Annotated in this window: 14 protein-coding genes; 9 read left to right on the forward strand and 5 right to left on the reverse strand. The window is 59.7% G+C overall.

All coding sequences use genetic code 11. From position 1 onward, the window contains the following. Positions 1-10 precede the first annotated feature (10 nt). Together V3C19_RS05970 and ppdK are read left to right on the forward strand one after the other, a co-directional pair. Positions 11-1,549: a glucose-6-phosphate isomerase gene (locus V3C19_RS05970; protein WP_295933135.1), complete on the forward strand. Its 1,539-nt coding sequence runs from the start codon at positions 11-13 to the stop codon at positions 1,547-1,549. Between the two features lie 458 nt (positions 1,550-2,007). Next, positions 2,008-4,752 carry a pyruvate, phosphate dikinase gene (gene ppdK, locus V3C19_RS05975; protein WP_295933133.1) on the forward strand — a complete coding sequence of 915 codons (2,745 nt, stop codon included), beginning with the start codon at positions 2,008-2,010 and terminating at the stop codon, positions 4,750-4,752. A 403-nt stretch (positions 4,753-5,155) separates the two neighbouring features. Here the strand turns inward: ppdK and V3C19_RS12825 are convergent, their stop codons facing one another. The 4 genes from V3C19_RS12825 to aroE form a co-directional block, all read right to left on the reverse strand. After that, on the reverse strand, positions 5,156-5,719 hold the full coding sequence (locus tag V3C19_RS12825) for a four helix bundle suffix domain-containing protein (protein ID WP_295933430.1): 564 nt from the start codon (positions 5,717-5,719) through the stop codon (positions 5,156-5,158). Positions 5,720-5,800: 81 nt separating this feature from the next. Then, positions 5,801-6,379, reverse strand: coding sequence for a leucyl/phenylalanyl-tRNA--protein transferase (aat, locus tag V3C19_RS05985; protein WP_130082678.1), 579 nt, complete (start codon positions 6,377-6,379; stop codon positions 5,801-5,803). Continuing rightward, positions 6,376-7,401, reverse strand: coding sequence for an A/G-specific adenine glycosylase (locus V3C19_RS05990; protein WP_295933427.1), 1,026 nt, complete (start codon positions 7,399-7,401; stop codon positions 6,376-6,378). The genes aat and V3C19_RS05990 overlap by 4 nt, the downstream gene beginning before the upstream one ends. Next, the gene (gene aroE, locus V3C19_RS05995; RefSeq protein ID WP_130082680.1) at positions 7,394-8,326 is read right to left on the reverse strand and encodes a shikimate dehydrogenase; all 933 of its coding nucleotides are present in this window, start codon (positions 8,324-8,326) and stop codon (positions 7,394-7,396) included. Before aroE ends, V3C19_RS05990 begins: the two co-directional genes overlap by 8 nt. Before the next feature lie 157 nt (positions 8,327-8,483). Here aroE and V3C19_RS06000 point away from each other — a divergent pair, with 157 nt between their 5' ends. Genes V3C19_RS06000 through V3C19_RS06030 form a run of 7 tightly spaced genes read left to right on the forward strand, consistent with a single transcriptional unit; the run spans position 8,484 to position 22,454 of the window. After that, a complete protein-coding gene (locus tag V3C19_RS06000; protein ID WP_295933424.1) occupies positions 8,484-9,479 on the forward strand; it encodes a MoxR family ATPase in 996 nt (331 codons plus the stop codon). 51 nt (positions 9,480-9,530) lie between these two features. Beyond that, positions 9,531-10,412, forward strand: a complete 882-nt coding sequence (locus V3C19_RS06005) for a DUF58 domain-containing protein (RefSeq protein WP_295933422.1) — start codon at positions 9,531-9,533, stop codon at positions 10,410-10,412. A gap of 28 nt (positions 10,413-10,440) precedes the next feature. Continuing rightward, complete coding sequence (locus V3C19_RS06010; protein WP_130082683.1) at positions 10,441-12,498, forward strand: BatA and WFA domain-containing protein; 2,058 nt, start codon at positions 10,441-10,443, stop codon at positions 12,496-12,498. Next, a complete protein-coding gene (locus V3C19_RS06015) occupies positions 12,495-14,714 on the forward strand; it encodes a hypothetical protein (RefSeq protein ID WP_295874521.1) in 2,220 nt (739 codons plus the stop codon). The genes V3C19_RS06010 and V3C19_RS06015 overlap by 4 nt, the downstream gene beginning before the upstream one ends. Before the next feature lie 8 nt (positions 14,715-14,722). Beyond that, positions 14,723-17,536, forward strand: a complete 2,814-nt coding sequence (locus tag V3C19_RS06020) for a hypothetical protein (protein ID WP_295933419.1) — start codon at positions 14,723-14,725, stop codon at positions 17,534-17,536. A 17-nt stretch (positions 17,537-17,553) separates the two neighbouring features. Then, a complete protein-coding gene (locus tag V3C19_RS06025; RefSeq protein ID WP_067952143.1) occupies positions 17,554-18,195 on the forward strand; it encodes a DUF4159 domain-containing protein in 642 nt (213 codons plus the stop codon). Then, a complete protein-coding gene (locus V3C19_RS06030) occupies positions 18,195-22,454 on the forward strand; it encodes a cytochrome c biogenesis protein CcdA (RefSeq protein ID WP_295933413.1) in 4,260 nt (1,419 codons plus the stop codon). The genes V3C19_RS06025 and V3C19_RS06030 overlap by 1 nt, the downstream gene beginning before the upstream one ends. Before the next feature lie 169 nt (positions 22,455-22,623). On the opposite strand, the gene V3C19_RS06035 is transcribed toward V3C19_RS06030, so the two are convergent. After that, positions 22,624-23,469, reverse strand: a complete 846-nt coding sequence (locus V3C19_RS06035; RefSeq protein WP_295933411.1) for a hypothetical protein — start codon at positions 23,467-23,469, stop codon at positions 22,624-22,626. Between the last annotated feature and the right edge of the window lie 6 nt (positions 23,470-23,475).

Here is a 23,475-nt window from a genome sequence, read left to right on the forward strand (position 1 = left end):
TATTACTATCATGAGCCTATACGCACAACAACTCGTTCGCTACCCGGAAATGGGTATCTCCCTTGATTTTTCCAAACTGCCGCTGGACGACGCTTTCTTGTCCTCCATGCAGGGCAGGATCGACAAGGCTTTCGCCGACATGAAGGCGCTGGAATCCGGCGCCGTCGCCAACCCGGACGAAGGCCGCATGGTGGGCCATTACTGGCTGCGCAATTCCGCCCTGGCCCCCACTCCCGAACTGAAAGCCGCCATTGACGGGCCTCTGGCGGACGTCAAGGACTTCGGACGGGACGTGCTGAACGGCAGGATCGCCCCTCCTCGTGCGGAACAATACTCCGCGGCCCTCGTCATCGGCATCGGCGGTTCCGCCCTGGGGCCGGAACTGGTGGCCGACGCCATTCCCGCCGCGGGGCTGGACATGTTCTTCCTGGATAATACGGACCCGGACGGCATGTACCGCGTGCTGGAATCCCTGCCTCTGGAAGAAACGCTGGTGGTGGTCATCTCCAAGTCCGGCGGCACTCCGGAAACACGCAACGGCATGATGGTGGCCCAGGACTTTTTCAACAAGCACGGACTGGACTTCGCCGCGCAAGCCGTAGCCATTACGGGCGTGGGCTCCAAACTGGACAAGACGGCGGAAGCGGAAGGCTGGCTCAAGCGCTTCCCGATGGAAGACTGGGTGGGCGGCCGTACGTCCGTCATGTCCGTAGTGGGCCTTGTTCCCGCCGCTCTGCAGGGCGTGGACGTGGACGCCATGCTGGAAGGCGCGCGCCTGATGGATGAAAAGACACGCCGGGAATGCGTGAAGTGCAACGCCTCCATGAAGCTGGCCCTGGCCTGGTACAAGGCCACCGGCGGCAAAGGGGAAAAGGACATGGTGGTCCTCCCTTACAAGGATGCCCTGGTGCTTTTCTCCAAATACCTTCAGCAGCTCATCATGGAATCCCTCGGCAAAAGGCTGGACCTGGACGGCAATGAAGTCTTCCAGGGCATTTCCGTGTACGGCAACAAGGGTTCCACGGACCAGCACGCGTATGTGCAGCAGCTCCGCGACGGCGTGAACAACTTTTTCGCCACCTTCATTGAAGTGCGGGAATGCTCCGCGGACGCGGTGGAAGTGGAAGCGGGCGCCACCTGCGGGGACTTCCTCCAGGGCTTCCTGCGCGGTACGCGCCAGGCTCTTGCGGAATCCGGACGTTCCTCCATCACCATTTCCATTCCGGAAGTGAACGCCAAAACGCTCGGCATGCTGATCGCCCTCTTTGAGCGCGCCGTTTCCTTCTATGCCTCCCTGGTGAACATCAACGCCTACCACCAGCCCGGCGTGGAAGCCGGCAAAAAAGCCGCCGGAACCTTCCTGGCCCTGCTGGGGAAAGTCCGGAAAGCCATCGGTTCCGCTCCGGAAACGGCCGCGCAGGTGGCCGCCCGGCTGGATGCCGATCCGGAGGCCGTGTACCACTGCCTGGTCCACATCGCCTCCGGCGACTCCTCCGTCACATGGAAGGAAGCGGACTGTGCGGATGAAGACACCTTCTGCAAGGCATAAAAACCGGTAAAACATATTTTTTCAGCGAACGCCTGTCTTGTCGATAGGCGTTCGCTTTTTATTGGCAGGGGACAAGCCCTTGTAGGAGGGGAGGAACACTGTGGCCGCCTCCCGTACGCGGACGGTGGAAAGCCGGGTACGGCCATTCCGTTATGTTACCGGGCAGGGGATATCATTCATGAGAAATTCCCGGCAGGCCGTCCCTGGCGGTGAGCCGGGTTTTATTTCCGGGAAACGCTGTGAGGTAAATCAGCGGGAGGTGCCGAGATGCGGAAAAAACGGGGAAAATATTTTCTCCCAAAAATCATCAAAAACATTTTTGTTTTCCTTACAATTTCGAGTTGACAAAGGCGGGTGCGCCGGGCATCTTTACTCGACCCCAACTTGCTTTTGGGTCTCTTGTTGACTCATGCGGCCGGCTTTGGGGCAGAATCATTAATTCGACTACAACAATCGATATGTCCACCAATTCCTGCGCGTGCAGCGCATCCACTGACAAATTCGTCTATTCCTTCGGCGGAGGGTCCGCTGACGGCAATGGCAGCATGAAAAATCTTTTGGGCGGCAAGGGCGCCAACCTTGCGGAAATGGCCCGCATCGGCCTGCCTGTTCCTCCCGGATTCACGATCACCACGGAAGTTTGCACCTATTACTACGACCACGGCTGCACCTATCCCTCCCAGCTTGACGCCCAGATCAAGGAAGGCGTTGCCAAGATGGAACAAATCCTGGGCCGCAAGTTCGGCGACACGGAAGCCATGCCCCTGCTGGTGGCCGTGCGTTCCGGCGCCCGGGAATCCATGCCCGGCATGATGGATACGATTCTGAACCTCGGCCTGAATGAAAAATCCGTGGAAGCCATGGTGAAGGCCACCGGCAACCCCCGCTTTGCGTGGGACTGCTACCGCCGCTTCGTGCAGATGTACGGCGACGTGGTGCTGGGCGTGCAGAAGAACCCGGATGAAGACCACGAACCCTTTGAAGCCGCCATTGCCGCCATCAAGGAAGAACGCTACGGCAGCGCCGACGTGGAAGACACCAAGCTTTCCGCGGACGACCTGAAGGAACTTGTCTCCCGCTTCAAGGCGCTGGTGCTGGAACGCACCGGCCATGAATTTCCGGAATGCCCGTGGGAACAGCTCCAGGGCGCCATCGGCGCCGTGTTCGGTTCCTGGAACAATGACCGCGCCATCGTTTACCGCCAGAAATACGGCATTCCCTCCGAATGGGGCACCGCCGTCAACGTGCAGGCCATGGTATTCGGCAACACGGGTGAAGAATCCGGTTCCGGCGTGGCGTTCACCCGCAACCCCGCTTCCGGCGAAAACGAATTCTACGGCGAATTCCTGATGAACGCCCAGGGTGAAGACGTGGTAGCCGGCGTCCGCACGCCCGCTCCCGTGGCAGCCCTTCACGACGTGATGCCCGCCGCGTTCAATGAACTCATGCGCATCCGCGAAGTGCTGGAAAACCACTTCCACGACATGCAGGACTTCGAATTCACCATTCAGGACCGCACCGTGTACATGCTCCAGACCCGCAACGGCAAGCGCACCGGCGTGGCCGCCTTCCGCATCGCCTGTGAAATGGTGGAGCAGGGCCTGATCGACTGGAAAACCGCCGTGCGCCGCATTCCCGCGGACCAGGTGGACCAGCTCCTGACCCCGATCTTCGACCGCGAGGCCATCAAGCAGGCCAAGATGCTCACCCGCGGCCTTCCCGCCGGCCCCGGCGCCGCCACCGGACGCATCTACCTGAACGCAGAACGCTGCGTGGAAGCCGCGGACAACGGTGAAAAAGTTCTCCTGGTCCGTCTGGAAACCTCTCCGGAAGACCTGCGCGGCATGATCGCCGCGGAAGGCATTTTGACCGCCCGCGGCGGCGTCTCCTCCCACGCGGCCCTCGTCGCCCGCCAGATGGGCAAGGTCTGCGTCTGCGGCGCCGACGAAGTCATCGTGGACTACAACAACCGCACCGTCACCGTTGGCGGCATGACCTTCAACGAAGGCGACTACATGTCCATTGACGGAACGAGCGGCCTGGTGTACGCCGGCAAGGTGGAAACCTCCCCCTCTGAAATCATCCAGGTTCTGATCTCCAAGACCATGAAGCCGGAAGACAGCCGTACCTACCAGAACTTCGCCAGGCTCATGCAGTGGTGCGACGACTGCACGAAGATGAAGGTGCGCACCAACGCGGACTCTCCCAAGCAGACGGAAGCCGCCCTCGCCTTCGGCGCCACGGGCATCGGCCTCTGCCGTACGGAGCACATGTTCTTTGAAGGGGACCGCATCGACTTCGTTCGTGAAATGATCCTCTCCACCAAGAAGAGCGACCGCGTGGCGGCTGTTTCCAAGCTCCTTCCCTACCAGAAGGGCGACTTCAAGGGCATCTTCAAGGCGCTCAAGGGCCTGCCGGGCACCATCCGCCTGCTGGACCCGCCCCTGCACGAATTCCTTCCCCAGACAAAGGAACAGCAGCTTGACCTGGCCCAGAAGATCGGCATGCCCGTGGAAGTCATCATGCGCCGCGTGGCCGAACTCCACGAGTTCAACCCGATGCTCGGCCACCGCGGCTGCCGTCTCGGCATCGCCTATCCGGAAATCACGGAAATGCAGGCGCGCGCCATCTTTGAAGCTGCTGTGGAAGTCTCCCAGGAAGAAGGCTTCTCCGTGGTGCCTGAAATCATGGTTCCCCTGGTGGCCTTCAAGAAGGAACTGGACATTCAGAAAGCCATCATTGACAAGGTGGCCCAGGAGGTATTCGAGGAAAAGGGCGCCAAGGTGGACTACCTTGTGGGCACCATGATCGAAATTCCGCGCGCCGCCGTCACGGCTGACGAAATCGCGGAAACCGCCCAGTTCTTCTCCTTCGGCACCAATGACCTGACCCAGACGGGCCTGGGCATGAGCCGCGACGACTCCGGCTCCTTCCTGCCGCAGTATCAGGAACTGGAAATCATCAAGAAAAACGTCTTTGCTTCCATCGACCAGGAAGGCGTCGGCAAGCTCATGAAGATTGCCGTGGAACTTGGCCGCTCCACCCGCCCGGACATCAAGTTGGGCATCTGCGGCGAACACGGCGGCGACCCCGCCTCCGTCAAGTTCTGCAATACGCTCGGCCTTACCTACGTGAGCTGCTCCCCCTACCGCGTCCCGACCGCCCGTCTGGCCGCCGCCCAGGCAGCTCTGGAACAGGCGTAAGTCTTTGTTAAGGGTTAAAAGTCAGCCCGTGGCTCTCCGGAGCCGCGGGCTTTTTTGTGGATAGGGAGGGGGAATGGACTTAATGGACTGGGTGGACTGGGTGGACTGGGTGGACTGGGTGGACTGGGTGGACTGGGTGGACTGGGTGGACTGGGTGGACTGGGTGGACTGGGTGGACTGGGTGGACTGGGTGGACTGGGTGGACTGGGTGGACTGGGTGGACTGGGTGGACTGGGTGGACTGGGTGGACTGGGTGGACTGGGTGGACTGGGTGGATTGGGTGGATTGGGTGGATTGGGTGGATTGGGTGGATTGGGTGGATTGGGTGGATTGGGTGGATTGGGTGGATTGGGTGGATTGGGTGGATTGGGTGGATTGGGTGAGGTATCCCTCCTATGATGGGTTACTTGTCCCGGCGCTTGCGCTGTTCCAAACGGGCGCGGGTCATGCGTTCGCGAATGCCGCCGTTTTGCAGGAAATCCCGTTCCTGAGCCTGGATCAGCCTCGTGAGAAGGCCAAGAGCCACATTGATGAGGATAATCGCCGCATTGGCTCCAAAGTGGTCGGGCCGGAACTCCTTGTGTATTCCTACCCAGCGGATGACTTCCTGTGCTGAAGAAAATCTGGCTTTAATCAGTTCCTGTGCATAAGGACTGTTGTTTTTCCATTGTTCCAGCCCCCGCTGGCGCATGTAGGAACTATAGTCTTCCCTTAGCTCCTGAAGGCTTCCTTTAGCGATTCCGGTGAGTTTCAATTCAGATGCTTTGCTGACGCCCGAATCCACGCTTCCTTCCGCGATGTTCTGCATGCCGGAACGTGCCGCCTGAACCATTTGGTCATACGTTCGTCCCTGATTTTTTACGTATTTGTTACAGAACCGGAAGGTGAAATCATAAATGACCTCTGCAATCCGGTAAACAACCAGATTTTTGTAACCTCCGTGTTTGGGAATAAATCCGTTGTCCATCCTTGTCCCTTCCGTCCATTAAGTCCATTAAGTCCATTAAGTCCATTAAGTCCATTAAGTCCATTAAAGCCGCCGCCCCTTTTACCCCTCCAGCGCCCGTTTCAGCATTTCCCGGTATTCCCGGGCCGGCACCTCATACGTGCCGAATTTCAGCAAATGCGGCGTCGTCCACTGTGTGTCCAGAAAAAGGAACTGGTGCGCCCGCAGGTACTGCACCAGCGCCACCAGCGCTATCTTGCTGGCGTCCGTTTTCCGGTGGAACATGCTTTCCCCGAAAAACGCCTTTCCCAGGGAAATCCCGTACAGGCCGCCTTGCAGTCCTTCTCCATCCCAGCATTCCACGCTGTGCGCAAATCCCATTTCATGGAGTTTGCCGTACACTTCCTCAATCTGGCCGTCTATCCACTGTTCTTCGGGCCGGTCCGTCCGGGCGCACGCATGGACGACTTCCGCAAAAGCCGTGTCCATCCGTATTTCAAAAGGTTTTTTGCGCAGGGTGCGGCGCAGGCCGTGGGGAATGTGGAAGCGCTCGTCCAGGGGAATCAGGGCTCGCGGGTCCGGTTCATAAAAGGAAATTTCCCCGGTGGACGGATCCGCCATCGGGAAGCATCCCTGGCAGTAAGCGGAGAGAGTGAGTTCAGGTGTCAGGCCGGAAGTCATTTGATCTTGTCCAGCAGTTTGCCGAGTGCGGCGGAATTCAGGGCCTTGCGGTCCGGGGAGGCCATGGGCAGTTCATGAACTTTTTCCAGCGGGATCAGTTCCTCCTCCGGTCTTAAAGCGGGGGCGTCCGTCACATGGTGGATATAGCGCGTGACCCGGTAGCGGGTCACACTGTAGGTCTGTTTCAGCAGATGGGGCAGGGAGAGCGTGTGGTCGTCGTCCCGCTGGGGGAAGCGGTACATGCCCGCGTGGCGTTCGCCTTCCTGACATTTGGACAGCAGGATGGATTTATTGCGGATGTAGAGGATGTCGTGGTGCTCCACCCGCGTGATTTCCGGCTTGGGATTTTTGACGGGCAGCGTTTCCGGCCGTTCCGCCGTACAGAAGGAGCGCACGGGGCAGAGCAGGCAGTCCGGCGCGCTGATCCGGCAATAGGTCTGCCCCAGTTCCATGATGGCGGAGTTGAATTCCCGCGCATGATCCGGGTCCACCAGTTCTTCCGCCCGCGCCCACAAGTATTTCAGTCCCTCCGTGGAGTCCACGGCCGTGGAATAGTTGTCTATGCGGGACAGCACGCGCGCCACGTTGGCGTCCACGATGGGGGCCGGCTTGTTGAAGGCGAAGGAAAGCAGGGCCCCGGACGTGTACGGGCCGATGCCGGGAAGCTTTTTCAGTCCTTCCTTGTCGGAGGGGAATGTTCCGCCGAACGAAGTGACGATTTCCCGCGCAATGGCCTGGAGGGAGCGCACGCGGCGGTAATACCCCAGACCCTCCCAGGAACGCAGGGCCGTCTGTTCGTCCACCGCGGCCAGGTGGTGCGGAGTGGGGAAGCGGCGCATCCAGAGTTCATACCTGCCCAGCACCGTGGGGATGGTGGTCTGCTGGAGCATCAGCTCGGAGACGAGGATGTGCCATGGATCTTCCGTGCGCCGCCACGGGTAGTCTTTTCCCTCCCGCCTGAACCATTCCACCAGAGCGTTCCGGAAGGACTGAATGTCGAAGGTAGGGGCGGTCTCAGGCATCTTTCCTTTCAAGAGCTTGGCGCATGACGGCTACGTCCGGCTTGACGCCGAACCAGCGTTCAAAGGAGAGAGCGCCCTGGTGAATCAGCATGGAAAGGCCGTTGGCCGTTCTGGCCCCCTGGAAGCGGGCTTCCATCTGGAAGGCGTCATTATGCGTCTGGAGGTCATATACCAGATGGTGCGCGGAAAACAAGGAGGACGGCACGGGGGACGGGTCCGTAGGTTTCAGGCCCAGGGCCGTGGCGTTGACAATCAGGTCGGCATCCTCTAGGGCCGCATTGAAGCGCGGCGTGTTGTTCAGGTGGGCAGCCAGGCGGTCGGACGCCCCTTCCAGCCTGTTTTCGTCAATGAAGAAGGAGCTCAGCCTGTTCTTGAGGTCCTGGAGTTTGTCCTCCGACCTGCCGGCCAGCGTCAGCCGTTCGCAGCGCTGCATGGCGCAGGTGTAGGCCAGGGCCAGTCCGGCGCCTCCGCAGGCGCCCAGAAGAACGATTTTCAAATCCCTTAGGTCCACGGAGAATTCCTCCCGGATGGCGCGGGAAAAACCGGGCCCGTCCGTGTTGAATCCGGTGATGGAGCCGTCTTTCTGGAAGACGAGCGTGTTGACCGACCCCGTGGCGCGGGACAGGGCATCCGTATCGTCGCACAGCGCGCAGGCGGCCTGCTTGTGGGGAACGGTTACGTTGGCGCCGATGAATCCCTTGTCCCTGATCAGGCGCACCACGTCCGCGAATTCTTCCGGAGACGCCTGAATGCGTATGTAGCGCGTCTTGATGCCCGCGGCATCCAGCGCGGCCTGCTGCATGGCCGGGGATTTGGAATGGGCGATGGGGAAGCCGATGACGGCCAGTCCGGCGGGAACGGATTCGCCGGCGTTAATCGGGTTTTCTTCATCCAGAAGATCGGCCAGGGTGTAATAGGGTTTCATGGAAAGATAGAGGAACGGAGGCTGGCGTTCAGGTTATATTATGGCGGAAACCCCGCCGGATTTCAAGGCAAACGCATATCATTGATTTTTTCCATTATGGAATTGACGCAGGGGACATGGTTATGAGAATCTGATGGAGATTTCTACCAACTATTTTATGATAAATACTGAAGAACAAGAACCCGTTTTTTCGGACTGGGAGCGTATCCGCGCTGTTGTGGCGTCCGTCCGGGAAGAAGCCGCCAAGGTGATCGTGGGGCAGGCGGATGTGGTGGATCAAATGCTCGTTTCTCTTTTGTGCCGCGGGCATTGTCTGATCGTGGGCGTTCCCGGTCTGGCGAAGACCCTGCTCGTCGGCACGCTGGGCCGGATTCTGGGTCTGGATTTCAAGCGCATCCAGTTTACGCCTGACCTGATGCCGCCGGATATTCTGGGCAGCGAGATTTTACAGACTGCTGCAAACGGCAGCCGGGCGTTCGAGTATGTGCCGGGCCCGGTGTTCACGAACCTGCTGCTGGCGGACGAAATTAACCGCACTCCCCCCAAGACCCAGGCGGCCCTGCTGGAGGCCATGCAGGAAAAGCAGGTCACCGTGGCCGGAAAGACGCGGACGCTTGCGGAACCCTTTGTCGTGTACGCCACGCAGAACCCGTTGGAGCATGAAGGCACCTATCCCCTGCCGGAAGCCCAGCTGGACCGCTTTTTCTTCCAGATTCTGATCAAGTATCCCGATGCCGCGCAGGAAGTGGAAATCCTGCGGCGCACCGGCGGCCTGGCCATGCCGGTGCCGGAAGTCTTGCTGGATGCGGAACAGGTGATCGCCCTGCAGAATGCCGTCACGGAGATTCCGGTGCCCGAACACGTGTATGAGGCGATCGTGCGCCTGGTTCAGAGCACGAGGCCGGAATCCGCTTCCGCGCCGGATTACATCCGCTCCTATTTGGCGTGGGGCGCGGGTCCCCGCGCCTCCCAGTGCCTGCTGAGGGCGGCCAGGGCGCTGGCCCTGCTGCGCGGCCAGACTTCCGTTTCCGTGGAGGAAGTCAGGGAAGTGATGCGGCCCGTTCTGCGCCACCGCCTGATTCCCAATTACAACGCCACCGGGGAAGGTGTTTCCGTGGAAGACATTCTGGGCAGATTGCAGGAATCCCTGTAGCTTGCCGCAGCATCCCGCTTCCGCTCCTTTTTTCAATCCGGAAGACCGCTCATGAGCGAAACGAGCCACAAATATCTGCGTCCCGAAGACGTGCGGCGCCTGGCAAACTACCGTTTTGCCGCCAAAATGATGGTGGAAGGGTGGATGTCCGGCCGCCACCGCGCCAGGGGCAGGGGGGCTTCCAGCAACTTTCTGGAGTACCGCCAGTATGCCCAGGGGGACGACGTCCGCATGGTGGACTGGCGCGTGTATGCCCGTACGGACAGGCATTATCTGAAGACGTTTGAACATGAGACGCATCTGGAATGCCATCTGCTGGTGGACAGCAGCGCGTCCATGGGCTTCCGGGACCTCGGCCCCATGAGCAAGCTGGAGTACGCCTCTTTTTTTGCCGCCTGTTTCGCGTGGCTGGTAGTGCGGGGGCATGACATGGTTTCTCTCCAGTTGTTTGATGAAAAGATACGCAGTTTCATTCCTCCCGGTTCATCCATGAAGCACCTGGACCAGATACTGAACCGGCTGGAACACAACACGCCGGGCGGCCTCACCTCCGTCAGCGCCGCGCTGGAGCGTTCCCGCGGGCTTCTCCGCAGGAAGGGGACGCTGGTCGTCGTCTCTGATTTTCTGGACGACCCCGCCTCCATTTTCCACGCACTGAATCCCTACCTGCACCGGGGATTCAAGATCATCCTTATCCAGGTTCTCGACCCCGGCGAACTTTCCCTGAGGGACCAGGGCGCCGTCCGCTACCGGGACATGGAGACGGGAGACCGCCTGGTGCTGAACGCGGCCAGCGTGCGTGCGGACTACCAGCGCGATTTCATGCGCCACCGACAGGCCCTGCGTTCCATGGCCGCTTCAAGGGGCGTGGCCTTCATGTCCGCAACCACCAGGGAGCCGTACTACGGCCTTTTCGACCAACTGGCAGGCTGATCTTTTCCTCTCCCGATTTCCTTTCCCCATGAACCTGTTTTTCTCCAACCCCCTGTTCTGGCTGATGGCCGCGGCGGCCGTTCCGCTGCTGGTGCATCTTTTTGCCCGCAGCAGGCCCAGGGAACGGGAATTCAGCTCCCTGATTTTCCTGCGCAGGGCGGTGAAGCGCCATGTGCGCCTGAGAAGGCCCAAGGACTGGCTGCTTCTGGCTGTCCGGACACTGGCGGCGGCTTGTCTGGCGGCGGCGTTCCTGCTTCCCTACATGGCCGGGAGGAGCATGGAGGAGCAGGGCAGCCGCTCCGTCATTCTGGTGGTGGACCGTTCCGCTTCCATGTCCGCGGCGGACGGCCAGGAATCCCGCATTTCCAAGGCGGGTGTCTTTGCCGGACAAATCATGTCGGATCTGAAAAGGGGGGACCTGGTGAACCTCATCTGGGCGGATGCGGCCCCCGCCGCCCTGTTCCGGGAGCCCATGCCCTCCCATGACCTGGTGAACAGGGAGCTTCAGCGCATCCACAGCAGGCCGGAGGCGGCCAATACCGCCGCCGCGCTGGCCCTGGCCGTGGAGCAGGCGGCACGGACGGCTTCCACGCGTCCCACCTCCGTTTACATTCTTTCCGATTTCCAGTCGTCCAACTGGAGCGGAGTGGACTGGGAGAAGGCTTTTCCTCCGGACCTGGACGTGCGGTGCATTCAGGTGGCGGTCCATGAATGTCTTCCCAACACGGCCGTGACTTCCCTGAAGGTGATGCCCGCCACGGTGCTTCCCGGGCAGTCCGTAACGGTGCAGGCCGTTCTTTCCAACTTCGGTTCCCAGCCCGTACGCGTCACGGCCCATCTGGAGGCCGGTTCCTTGCGGGCTTCCCGTACGGCTGAAATTCCCGCGGGAGCCAAAGAAACGGTTTCCTTCCAGGCGCAAGTTCCAAGTTCCGTGGAGGAATGGCCCGTTTTCGTCACGCTGGACCATGATGCGTTCCCTGCGGACGATACCGCCGGAACGGTGGTCAGGGTGGGAGCTTCCCTGGAATGCGACGCCGTAACGCAGGACGAGGCGCAGCTCGGTTTCATGATGAAGGCCCTCCGGTTCATCCCATTTCTGGATGTCCAGTCCGCCGGGGGGCTGGGGAGGGAACAGCCGGATTTCATTGTCTGGAACAAGCCGGAAAAAGAGGATTTGAAGAAGATGGAGGCGCTGGCGGAGGCCGGTTCCGTCATTGTGGCCGTGCCTGATTTTTCCGGGGATGCCGTGGCAAACGCCCTCATGGGCCTTCCGGACGGCCCCAGGACCTTTTCCGAATACGAGAAGACGGGAAAAGGCTGGACTTTGAATGCCGCCCTGCCGGACGACCCCGTGTTCGATCTGTTCCGCGGAGGGGACGCGGCCTCCCCCCTGGATGCCCGCGTGTTCCGGCGCCTGAACGAAGGGCTGGCTCCGGATTCCTGGAATGATTTGGTCAGCGTTCTCGTCCGCTATGAAGACGGGGTTCCGGCCATTGCCAGAAGGGCGAAGGGGCGGGGAGCCCTTGTTTTGTGGAATGTTCCGGTCCAGTCCATGGATGCGGACTGGGGGAAATCCCCCCTTTTCCTCCCGTTCCTGGCGGAAGCCATGCTGAAATCCCGCCAGGAGGGGGTGGGGGAAGCCGCTCCGGAGCCGGGCAGGGACTTTCCTTCCTGGATTTTGCCGGATACGCTGGATGCCGCGGACGTGGTTCTGACCGGGCCGGACGGTGCGGAACTTCTGTGCAAGGAATCCCGCCTTTCTTCCGGCAAGCGCCTTCTTTCCTCCATGACTCCCGCCGTTCCCGGAACCTACGTGTGGAGCGGCTGTCATGCTGCCGGAATGCCTCTGCATACCCAGGTAGTCAATTTCCCGGCGGGGGAATCCAACCTGCAAACCTTGGCGGCGGGGAACCTGCCCGCATCCGCGGCTGTCGTCACGGCTTCCGGAAAACTGGTGGAAGTAACGGGCAGAATACCTCTGTGGCCGTGGCTGCTGGGGGCGGCCGTTCTTCTTCTTGCCCTGGAACTCCGGCTTTCCTCCCTGCCTGTCCGGACGGTCCGTGATGGAAAGGAGGCGCAATCATGATCTTTGAACCCGTCATTCCCTGGGGCTGGCTGGGCGTCGTTGCCGCGGCCTGCCTGGTCCTGTTCTGTTTTCTTCTGGCGCGCGGCACGCGGAGTTTCCGCCCGCGCACCCGCATGCTCGTGTCCGCGGCCTACCTGTCCGGAATTGCCGGAACCCTGTTCCTGCTTGCCAATCCGGGCAGGAAGGAAACGCTGACGGTGCATTCCCGTCCCGTCTGGATCGTCGCTCTGGACGCTTCTTCCTCCATGACCTCCCCCATGCAGTCCTCCGGTGCGGGAGGTTCCCGGGTGGATGCCGCGCGCAGGGACCTGAAATCCATCGCCGGCCTGGTGCCGGACGGCGTGGACGTGCGCTGGGTTTCTGTGAAAGATTCTTCCTCCATCCTGCCGGATGCGGGAGCACTCGCCCGTGTGGAGGCGGACGGCAGTTCCTCCCCCCTGTCCCGCTCCCTGGCCGCCTTGCTGGAGGATGAACGCTCTGGAGGGCGCGCCCCTTCCGGCCTTATCCTTCTTTCCGACGGCAGGGACACGGAGCCCGCGCATCTGGGAAGGCTGGCACGGGAGGCCGGGAATCTGGGAGTTCCGGTCCATACCCTGTGCTACGGAGAGAAGTGGGAGGCCCCCCGCCTGACGCTGGAAGCGACCAAGACCATCATTCACTCCTTCCCCGGAAATACGGTTCAGGCGTCCGCGCGGGTGAGGAACAGGAAGCTGGGTGCCGTCCAGACCGCCGTGTCCCTGCTGGATGCCGGGGGTAGGGTGTTGGACAGGAAGGTGGTCAATGTGGCCGACGATGCGGACGCCGTAGTGAATTTCACTCTGGAATGCCCGCCCAAATCGGCCCATTTTTCCTTGAAATGCGATGCCGTGCCCGGCGACGAATCCGGACCGGAAGGCCATGAAGCCCTTTTTTCCGTACAAGCCATGAGATCGCGCATCCGAGTGTTCATGGCGGAGGGAGCCCCGTACTGGGACAGCAAATTCCTGGCCCAGTTCCTGCGCCGCCAGCCTTCGTTCGACGTCCGCTCCATCCACATGCTGACCCAGGAGCGTTTTTACAGCATCAACACCGGGGAGGAAACCGGCGCGAAGGCGGACGGTGAGTCCATCCCGTCCTCCCTGGAGGATTTCCTGCGCTTTGACATGGTTATTCTGGGCAAGGGGGCGGAACGGATCATCACCCCGGCGCGCGCCGCCGCTCTGCATTCCTTTGTACGCGATTACGGCGGCCTGCTCGTTTTTGCGCGCGGCAAGTCGTATGCGGGCCGCTTTCCGGAGATGGAAGCCCTGGAACCCTTCGCCTGGAAGGCGCCGTTCCCGGGTGACCACCAGCTCACCCCGTCCCCGGAAGGGGTGAAGGACGGCCTGTTCGGCGTCGTGCTGCCGGGTATCGGGGCCGACGTGTGGCGTTCTCTGCCGCCGCTTGAGGATTCCTGGGACGTGGAAAGAATTTTCCCCGGCACGCGGGTAGTGGCCCGGTCCCCGGACGGCCGCATTCCCCTGCTGGCCGTCAAAAGAGTGGGCATGGGCGCCGCGGGCATGATCAACGGCGACGGATTGTGGAAGTGGGACTTTTTCCCGGAGGCACTCAGGCTGGGGAACTGGTATGAGGATTTCTGGGGGCAGTTCCTGCCGTGGATGCAGACGGCGGCCGAATTCCTCCCCGGCTATGACCTTTCCCTGCATGTGGAGCGCACTTCCGTGGAACCTGGCGTTCCCGTCTCCTTCTCCATGAGCTGGAGGGGCAGAGGGCGCCCGTCCGGGGTGTCCGTTGAAGTGGCGGACATCAGGAATCCGGAAAAAACCATCTTTTCAGCCGCCGCGCGGCAGGACGCCTCCCGCGGGGGGCTGCCCCGCTGGAACGGCGTGTTCACTTCCCCCCGACCGGGCCGCTACATTCTCCGCGCACGCATGGCGGGGAGCGGCGCTTCCCCCATGCCGGACGTCTGTCTGGATGTTCCCGAACCGCCGGGAGAACGGGACAATCTGGATGCGGACCCGGCTTTTCTGGCTTCCATGAGCGAATTGACCGGGGGCCGCCGCCTGTCCCGTGAAGAACTGGACGGAACCCTGCCAGCCATGATGGAACCGCCGCCCGACTACACGAGCAGGGAGGAAGCCTTCTTCCCCCTCTGGAACCGCTGGTACGTCCTGCTGGTGCTGGCCGTGCTTCCGGCCCTGTACTGGTGGGTGCGCCGCCGCAACGGATTACTGTAAACGACCCCATGAAGGAAAAGGACCCCAACACTCCGGCTTCATCCGCTTCCCGGCCCGCTCCGGGATTTCGCGGACTGTTTTCCGCCGTTCTGCGCCGGGAAAGACGCTGGGCGCTGGCCGCCGCCTGCTCCCTGTGGGGGATGGCGGTCATCCTGGCATGCGGCCTGTATGTCCTGGCCGACGTTTATTCCCCCCTGGAGAATAAGACGCGGGAATGGGCCTCCCCCGTTCTGGCGCTCCTGCTGCTCGTTCTGCTGGCCGCACTGCTGGCGCATGCGTGGCGCAGGAATCCGGCGGACCTGGCGCGCAAGGCGGATTCCGCCAATCATGACGCCCGTCAAACCGTGCTTTCCTTCTGGGAAATGAGCCGGAGCCCTCTTGCGCCGGAGTCTTCCGGCCATTCCCTGGGAGCGTGGCTGATGGGGGAAACGGAACGCGCCGCCCGTTCCCGGCTGGAGCAATACGCGCAGAACGACTGCCTGTGGCGCCTGTTGAAAAGAAAATCCGTATGGGGCCTGCTTTTGCTGCTGGCCCTGTGCGCGGCGCTGGTTTCATGGAACCGGGACGCGGCCGGAGTGCTGTACGGCAGGCTGTGCACCCCGTGGGAGGACATACCGCCCCTTTCCCCCTACCGTTTTGAACTGGTGGACTCCCCTTCTTCCGTCGTGTACGGTGAGGACGCCCTGATGCAGGTGCGTGTCACGGGGGCTCCGCTGACTTCTCCCGTGGAAATATGGGTCAGGCCGGACGGCCATCCCGTCCAGAAGCTGGCCGCGTTCCGCGACCAGTCCGGCATTTGGGCCAGAAGGCTGGAAAAACTGACGGCTCCGTGCCGGATCGCCTTCGCCACTGCCGGCGGAAAGGCCAGGAGCGAATGGTATCCGCTGGAAATCAACTACCAGCCCAAGGTGGCGGGCGGCTCCGTGATCGTGTCTCCGCCGGAATATACCGGTCTGCCGCCCGTGGAATATCCCCTGAACGGCCAGGATGTGACGGTGATTGACGGCGGCACGGCGGATTTCATTCTGGAAAGCAATCGTCCTCTGATGTCCGGAAAAGCCGTCTTTACGCCGGACAGGAAGGACCTGGAGCCGCAAACCGTGCAGGGAGTCCTTCTGCCGGACGGCCGCATTTCCTTCCCCCTCCGCGTGCGCCAGTCAGGGACGGCGTCCATCCAGATGACGGATTACCGCGGGACCGGGATGGCGCGGCCTCTGGAAAACCGCGTCAGGGTGAATGCGGACGCCCGTCCGTCCGTGGTTATTCATGCCCCCGCTCCGGTTTCCGTGGCCCTGGAAGACGTGGTGATTCCCTTCCATGCGGAGGTGCAGGACGACTACGGCGTCACCCGTGTGGCGTGGGTCAGGAGCGTGAGCGGCTCCCGCGCGCGTTCGCTTGAAATGCCGGTACCGGAAGCGTCCAAAAAGTCCCTGTTCCTGGCGGAACAGCTTTCCCTGCCGGCGCTGGGGGCCAGGGCCGGGGATGTGCTCCAGTTGTCCGTGGAGGCCCGCGACGCCAATCCCTACCTGCTGAACATGACGGTTTCAGAACCTGTCACGGTGCATGTCATTAGTGAGGAACAGTACCGGGAAATGCTCCGCATCAGGACGGGCGTGGATGAGTTCGTCAACAAATACCGCCTTTTGGCCCAGTCCATTGACGATCTGGTCCGGGAATTGGACAGGGCGAAGAAAGCCAATCCGTCCGGACTGAGCCGGGAAGAAGCCGTCCAATTGAAGGAAAAGCACGCGGAAGTCAGAAAACTGGCGGAAAAAATGGCGAAGGATTTTCCTATTTTCGACACGGACGGAAAACTGTCGGAAACGGCTTCCTCCCTGGCCGGAATCATTGCGAAGAATGAGGAAGACCTTTCCGGAGAACTTCCCGGCACTCAGGAATCCACCCAGGAGTTTTTCCGGACCATGCGCGACAGGCTGCGCGCTCCGCAGGAGGAAACGGCCCGGCAGAGCGGAGAAGCGGAAATGGCCGCAAAAGTCATGCAGGGGTACGGCCTGATCATGGAATTCCGCCGTCTGGCGGATTCCCAGAAGGAGACGGCGACCATGCTGGGGCGCTTTTTGTCCGAACGGAAGGAGGGCCGCCCCGTGACGAGGGAGCAGTTGAAGGCTCTGGGCGAGTCCCAGAAAGAAATACTGGCTTTGTACTGGCTCTGGCACAGCAGGGCTCCCGCCGTGATTTCCGCCATTCCGGAGGAAGCAGGGGAATTCAAGCGGGAGATGGCCGGCTTCATCCAGGCATGCCTTCAGACAGGCATTGCGGAACTCATGGAGGAGAGCGCTTCCGCCTGTTACGCGGGAAAGCCCGCGGCAGCGGCGGACAGGGCGCAGAGAGCCTGGGAAATCATGATGAAGCTGCTGGGGGAAAACCCCGCCGCATCGTCAGGAGCATGCTCCGTAAGCGGTATGAGCCGGGAATGCGCCGGAGCCATGCAGCAGCTTTTGAATTCCATGCTGAGCAGACGGCAGGGAAGAGGCGAATTTGGAAGCGGACAGGGGGATGGCGGGGACGGCCTGATGAATGGAGTCCCCATGTTCGGCCCCCAGAGGGAGAAGTTCCAGCAGCCCCGCCCGTCCCGGGAAGGAGCGGGCGAGGGTCCGCAGAAGGGGGAAGGCGGAGACGGGACCGCAACGAACGGCCGGCATTCCTCTTCCGGCCATAAGGATGAAGAAGCCGGGCGGAAACAGGAAAAAACGCCGGGGGACGGCCTGGGCAGTCCGGCCATGCAGCAGGTGCCCGGCCTTTACCGGGATGCCGTCAGGCAATACTTTGAACAACACAGGCAAAACGAGCCAAAACAATGAAAACGACCCTTAAACGAATGATGACGGCGGTTCTTGCCGCGCTGTTCCTGTATCCGGCAGAAAGCCGTGGAAAGGAAGGCGTGGTTCAGTGCGGCAACCTGATTTATGCGGGTACGCAGACTTCCCGCTGCTTCAGTGACGAATTCCTGTCCACCGTCCAGCAGAAAACCAGCATTTCCACCAGCAGGCGGTTCCGGGCCGTACGGCTGGACAATGAGGAACTGTTCCGCTTCCCCTTTGTGGTAATGACCGGGGAGGGGGACTTCGTCCTTACGGCACGGGAACGGGAAAACCTGAAAAAATATGTCCAGTCGGGCGGCTTCCTGCTGGCCTCCGCCGGGTGCTCCAATGCCGCCTGGGACGCTTCCTTCCGCAGGGAGATGCGCACCATCTTCGGAGAAGCCGTTCTCAAGCCCGTGTCCATGCGCCATCCTGTTTTTTCAACCGTCTTCAACATCAAGCAGTTGGAGGCGGGAAAACAGGCCGCGAAAGGCCATCTGGAAGGAGTCACGCTGAATGACAAGCTGGTCATCATTTATTCCGCGGACGGCCTCAACGACAGCCGCCATTCCAAGGGGTGCTGCTGCTGCGGGGGCAGCGAATTGGGAAACGCCCTTGAAATCAACGCCAATATTCTGGCTTACGCCCTTCTGCGCTGATGAAGCCCTTCCTGTTCCATTTCCTGTGCCTGTCCATGTTCCTTGGCCTGAACGCCGGGGGAGCCGTTCTGACGGAAGAGCAGCTGATAGCGGCGGAACAGCCGTCCGCGCTGGTCAAGTCTCTGGAAAAGGAGGGGAAGGACCCGCGCCCGGACCTGGTGGCCATGCTGAAAAGCCAGCGCCTGGCCGTTCGGAGCAAGGCACTGGATGCGCTGGAGGATATGGCGGGGAACGACTTCGGCTTTGACCCCTGGACGGACCCGGACAAGGCCGACCCCGGCCCCCTCCTGTCCTGGGAAGCGTGGCTGAAACAGCCTTCCCGGGCCGAAAACGGGGGAAGGGAACAGGACGATACCCGCCTGTATTCCATGATCCTGACGGGAACGGAAAAGGCGAGGGAAAGTGCCTGCCGGGCTCTTCTCTCCCGCAAGCGGCAGGCGCTGGAATTCCTGACGGGATATCTGGAAAAGCATCCGGACCAGGATGCGGATACGGAACGGGCCATCCGTCAGGCGCGTTTCCGGATACAACTGGATGAAGTAACGCCGGACGCCTCCCTGCTGGCGCGCAAACTGGCCGGCAGCCACCGGAACGACATCATCGACGCTCTGGAAGCTCTCCGCAAGAAGCCCGTTTCCACCTTGCCCGTCATTCACGAATTTCTGGACCACCGCGATCCGCTCGTCCGGGAAGTGGCGGTGGACGTATTCCTGCAGAATGGAGAAAAGAGCGCCGTGGACCACATCGTTCCCTTCCTGGAACGGGAAACGGATGAAAATGTGCTGCAAATCGCGTTCCGGAGGGCCAGCGACAATGAAGAGTCCCTGCCGGGGTTGGAGAAGCTGCTGATCAGGCATGCCGCTTCGGAATCGGAAGACCTGTGCCTGGCCGCCTTGAAGTCCCTGTCGGAAATCGAAAAGCTCCAAACGGCCATTGATCCCGAACAGCTTTTGAAATTGTTCCGGCACCCGGAATGGAGAATCCGCCATCAGGCCCTGCTGTATGCCGGAAAACACAGGATCGTCCAGCCTCCCCTGGACGGGAAGCTGGGAGAAATACGCGCGGCGGCGGTCAGGAGCGGCGTTGTCCGGCCCTCTTCTGCGGAACTCCTGTATCCGCGCGTGGTGGAAATGTTCCGGGATGAAGACGAATCCGTGCGCGCAGCGGCGTTTCTGGTGGCGGCGCGGATGAAAAGTGCCGCACTGGCTCCGGCTCTGGAACAGCTTGCATTCGACATGCCGGACATGGTCCCCGTCATCCTGTATGCCATGATGGCCGGAAATGCGGAGCTGAGCCCCGCCATGCAGGCCATGCTCAAGAGAATGCCCGCGGAAAAGGTGAACGTACTGGTCCGTCAGGAAGACCAGTGGGATAACATGCTGACGGCTTCCGAACTCAATGATACGGCCAGACTCGTCATCCGGTGCCTTCTGGAACATCCGGACCCGGAGGTGAAAAGCATTCTGGCTGTCATGGAGGCGGGGCGCCTGGATGAAGATTCTTCCCCTGAGGCCTGGAGATTTGTGCTGGACCGGCTGAAAGATTCCTCCGTTCCCCTTGAAACAAAGGAGAAAATGGTTTCTGCCATGTCCCTCACCTACGGGGAAATCGGCAAATTGTGCAAACTGGCTATTCTCGGTGATATCAAGGTTGATCCCAATGACTCCTGGGAGACTCAAAAAATCAAAAAACTTAAAAAAATACAGTCTTTCGGAGTGGAACTGGTGAATATCCTGAGAAAATTTTCCACTCTGGAGGATGAGGAATATGCCGAATTGAAGAACAAATGCATCCGGATCCTGCTGCAATACGGGGATGAGGAAGCGTTCCGCAGTGTTTTGGCTTCCTACCGTATCCTGCCCCAGGAGATGCGGTATGAGATCGCTTACAGAATAAGCAGTGAAAAGGATTTCCTGTTCAGGAACCTGCCTCTCGTGAAGCTGGTGGCGCGGGATGAGGACCCGGAAGTCCGCGAACGCATGAAGTCATTTTTTGAAAAGGTCTGTGAATATTATTCTTCCAGCAAAAGGGAAGAATCCAGAGGAAGGAAGCTCACCATCCTGAATAATTCCCGGAGGAACGCGGAGATGCAGGCATTTCTGGACGAAGTGTTCACGCAAAAGTACGGCGACCAGTACTGGACGTATTTCCTCAGGAATTTCCTGGGCAGTTACGAGATTTCCAGGCTGTTTGAAAGGATTCCGCCGGACAAGTATTCCATCTTTTTCCCGCGGAAGTACATACGCGGCGTGGCGGATGATCCCGCCCGTTCTCCATGGCAGCGGGCTTCTGCGGAATTCGCCCTGTTCCTGCAGGAGTATCCCCATGCCGTTTTCCCTCCCGCCGGAGTTGATGAAAACCCGGTTCTCGCGTCTCTCAGGACTTTTCCTCAGGGTATCCGGGAGATTCCGGAATGGATCGTTCAGACCCTTTCCTCTCCCGACCCCATGGTCAGATGCAACGCCATCACCCTGCTGATGCCGTTAAGCGGGATCAAAATGGCGCTCAGGTCGCCTGAGGGGGAACTTCTGGAAGGGGATTTCCCCGCGCTGAGGCGGCTTTACGAGAAATCCTACCTGGGCGGCAGGAAGGCGGAAAAGTCATCCCTCCTTCCGGATGTGCTGGCCTCCCTTTCCCGGCTGGCCGTCAAGGACCCGGATCTTCGCGTACGGGTTTACGCCTCCCTGGCACAACTGGTGGCTTCGCGCAAGTGCGATGTGGACGCCTTTTGTGCGATACTGGGGGAGGTTTCCCGGAAGAATGAGGAATTGGAGGAACAGGGCCGGTATAACAATGAATGGGACAAGCTTCTCGATTATTTCCAGAATGTGTTTACGGACCGTTTACAGAGTCGCGAATATGAAATGTACGAGAACTTTAGCGGCGGAGGCACCATGTTTGCCTTTGAACCGCCGGATCCTCTCCCCGGCAAGGGCAAGCTGACGGAAGAGGAACGCCGGTTGTTCGTCCGCGTCTCCACCGAGGTGCTGAAGGACATGTACTGGTCTTCCTCCCTGACGCGCAAGTACGGAGCCGCGGCCGTTCCGGCGGTCATGAGCTTTGCGTCCATGATGCCGGGCAGGGAAAAAGCCGCGCCGGCGGCGGAGACGGATTCCGTTGCGGTCCGGGAGATGGCCGGGACACATCCCACCGATCCGAATGCGCCGTTCCTGGTCGTTTTCTTTGAGAAAAGCGGCTGTGACGAATGCGCCAGGGTCATGCGGGACTTGGAAAGACTGCGCCGGGAATATCCCGCCATGCAGTTGGAGACTTATTCCATCACGGATGACCGGGGGACGGAGTTCAACGCCCTGCTGTCTTCACGGTTCAGGATTCCCCAGCGGGACAGACTGATCGCCCCGTCCGTATTCGGAGCGGCAGGGGGGCTGATGCGCGACCGCCTGACCTCCGGCAACCTGAAGGCCCTGCTGGAAGATTCGAGAAGGCAGCCGGAAAGCGGCATCCGCCCGGACGGAACCCGGCCCGCGTGGGCCATGATGGACCGGGAAGACATGAAACAGGCAGGGAAAGAGGTGCAGGATACATATGAAAGCCTTTCCCTGGGCGTGGTGCTGCTGGGCGGCCTGATAGACGGCGTCAACCCGTGCGCGTTCGCCACCCTGATTTTCTTCCTGTCCTATCTGCAGATTGCGCGGCGCTCCCCGCGGGAGCTGCTGCTGACGGGCGGCAGCTTCGTTCTTTCCGTTTATCTGACGTATTTCGCTATCGGTCTGGCGTTTCATGAACTCATCGGGCAGTTGCAGGCGTGGTCTTCCCTGAAGATGGTCATGGACGTCCTGTTCTCCCTGCTGGCCCTGCTTGCGGCCGTCCTTTCCTTCCGGGATGCGTGGCTGGCCCGCCGGGGACGGCTGGCGGACATGTCGCTGACTTTGCCGGATTTCCTGAAGAAGCGCATCCGCCGGACGGCCAGGGAGCAGAGCAAGTCCGCCCGCTTCATCGTGGCGGCGTTCGCTGCCGGGATCGTCATTTCCGCGCTGGAACTGGCCTGCACCGGGCAGGTGTACGCCCCCATCATTTACCAGATCAGGCAGGGGAGTTCGTCCGCCGTGGGCATGCTGGCCCTGTACAACCTGGCATTCATCCTGCCCCTGCTGCTTATTTTCTTCCTGGCCTACCGGGGAATGAAGGCGGAGTCCCTGATCCGCTACCAGCAGAAGCACGCCTTTTTGGTGAAGATGCTGCTGGGCGTCCTCTTCCTGTGCCTGGCGGCCATTATCGTCTGGGGTGCGGTGCGCTGACGCGGTTCTTCTTTAACCGCGTGGAGCGCCGCCTGCCCTGTGGGTCAAAAATTATTCAAAACTAGTAAACTAATACCCTTCAAATTTAGATATCAAAACTAGTTTAAAATTAGCTATAATAGCAAAAAGGAGATTTATATATTCAATTTCAAAAAATAATATATCTAATTCATTTTTTCTTTTTAGAAGAAGGATTATCTATTTTATTCATATTGCGTTTAGCTCCTTTTCCTAAACGCTTTACATCTTTAATTTCAGAAGGTTCTAGTGGAATGTCTTCAGGGACTGTCTCCATTGTTTTCCTCACTTTTCTTCCTATTCTTGCAGCAGCCTCTTCCAGATTGCTTTGTCCATGAATATTGTTTTTTTTGATGTGTTCAGACGTCTGTGTAACACGAAACAAATTTGCGGCTAGTTCTGTCGTGCTCATACGGTCATAAAGAACAACACCATTTTTTTTCACGAATCCTTTATATTTTTCTAGTTGTTTAAGACTCATGTTATACATGCCTTTATAACCAGCGTCTTTGAAATTAGCATAATCATATTTTCCTTTCCCAATTCCATGACTTTTAGCCACTCCTGACATTTCTTTCTCTCCACGAGTAAGTTCTGTTCGAGCTTCAAGACGTTCAAAGTCCTGTTTTTGGAGCAGTACATCAGCCATTCTGGCTAGCATGTATTGAGCTGTTTTAACCTGTATTTTTGAGACATCTGCATTCTGAGCAATGAGCAAACAGGCAAATCGGCTAAGCTTGTAGCTTCCACTTATTTCATATTCGTCAACATGTTTATACTGAATGAAATCTTCAGCAGGATCTTCTCCTAATGTTGTACATGCGTTCATAGCTTTAATGATGACTTTTTTGAATGTCACCATATCTTCATAGCCAAGCATACGCATGAGATCTGTATCAAGCCAGTAACAAATCCCATTCTGATGAGAACAGTCTTCAAACTGTTGCTCAATAACTTGCAGATATCTTTCGTCCAGATTTTCAATTTCTGCATTCACGAAGAT

Source organism: Akkermansia sp. AE01SA01, assembly GCF_036417395.1.
Taxonomy (GTDB): Bacteria; Verrucomicrobiota; Verrucomicrobiia; order Verrucomicrobiales; family Akkermansiaceae; genus Akkermansia.

Coding starts and splice junctions, on each gene's coding strand:
- V3C19_RS05970 (WP_295933135.1), top strand. CDS start 11: ATGAGCCTATACGCACAACAACTCGTTCGCTACCCGGAAATGGGTATC.
- ppdK (WP_295933133.1), top strand. CDS start 2,008: ATGTCCACCAATTCCTGCGCGTGCAGCGCATCCACTGACAAATTCGTC.
- V3C19_RS12825 (WP_295933430.1), bottom strand. CDS start 5,719: ATGGACAACGGATTTATTCCCAAACACGGAGGTTACAAAAATCTGGTT.
- aat (WP_130082678.1), bottom strand. CDS start 6,379: ATGACTTCCGGCCTGACACCTGAACTCACTCTCTCCGCTTACTGCCAG.
- V3C19_RS05990 (WP_295933427.1), bottom strand. CDS start 7,401: ATGCCTGAGACCGCCCCTACCTTCGACATTCAGTCCTTCCGGAACGCT.
- aroE (WP_130082680.1), bottom strand. CDS start 8,326: ATGAAACCCTATTACACCCTGGCCGATCTTCTGGATGAAGAAAACCCG.
- V3C19_RS06000 (WP_295933424.1), top strand. CDS start 8,484: ATGATAAATACTGAAGAACAAGAACCCGTTTTTTCGGACTGGGAGCGT.
- V3C19_RS06005 (WP_295933422.1), top strand. CDS start 9,531: ATGAGCGAAACGAGCCACAAATATCTGCGTCCCGAAGACGTGCGGCGC.
- V3C19_RS06010 (WP_130082683.1), top strand. CDS start 10,441: ATGAACCTGTTTTTCTCCAACCCCCTGTTCTGGCTGATGGCCGCGGCG.
- V3C19_RS06015 (WP_295874521.1), top strand. CDS start 12,495: ATGATCTTTGAACCCGTCATTCCCTGGGGCTGGCTGGGCGTCGTTGCC.
- V3C19_RS06020 (WP_295933419.1), top strand. CDS start 14,723: ATGAAGGAAAAGGACCCCAACACTCCGGCTTCATCCGCTTCCCGGCCC.
- V3C19_RS06025 (WP_067952143.1), top strand. CDS start 17,554: ATGATGACGGCGGTTCTTGCCGCGCTGTTCCTGTATCCGGCAGAAAGC.
- V3C19_RS06030 (WP_295933413.1), top strand. CDS start 18,195: ATGAAGCCCTTCCTGTTCCATTTCCTGTGCCTGTCCATGTTCCTTGGC.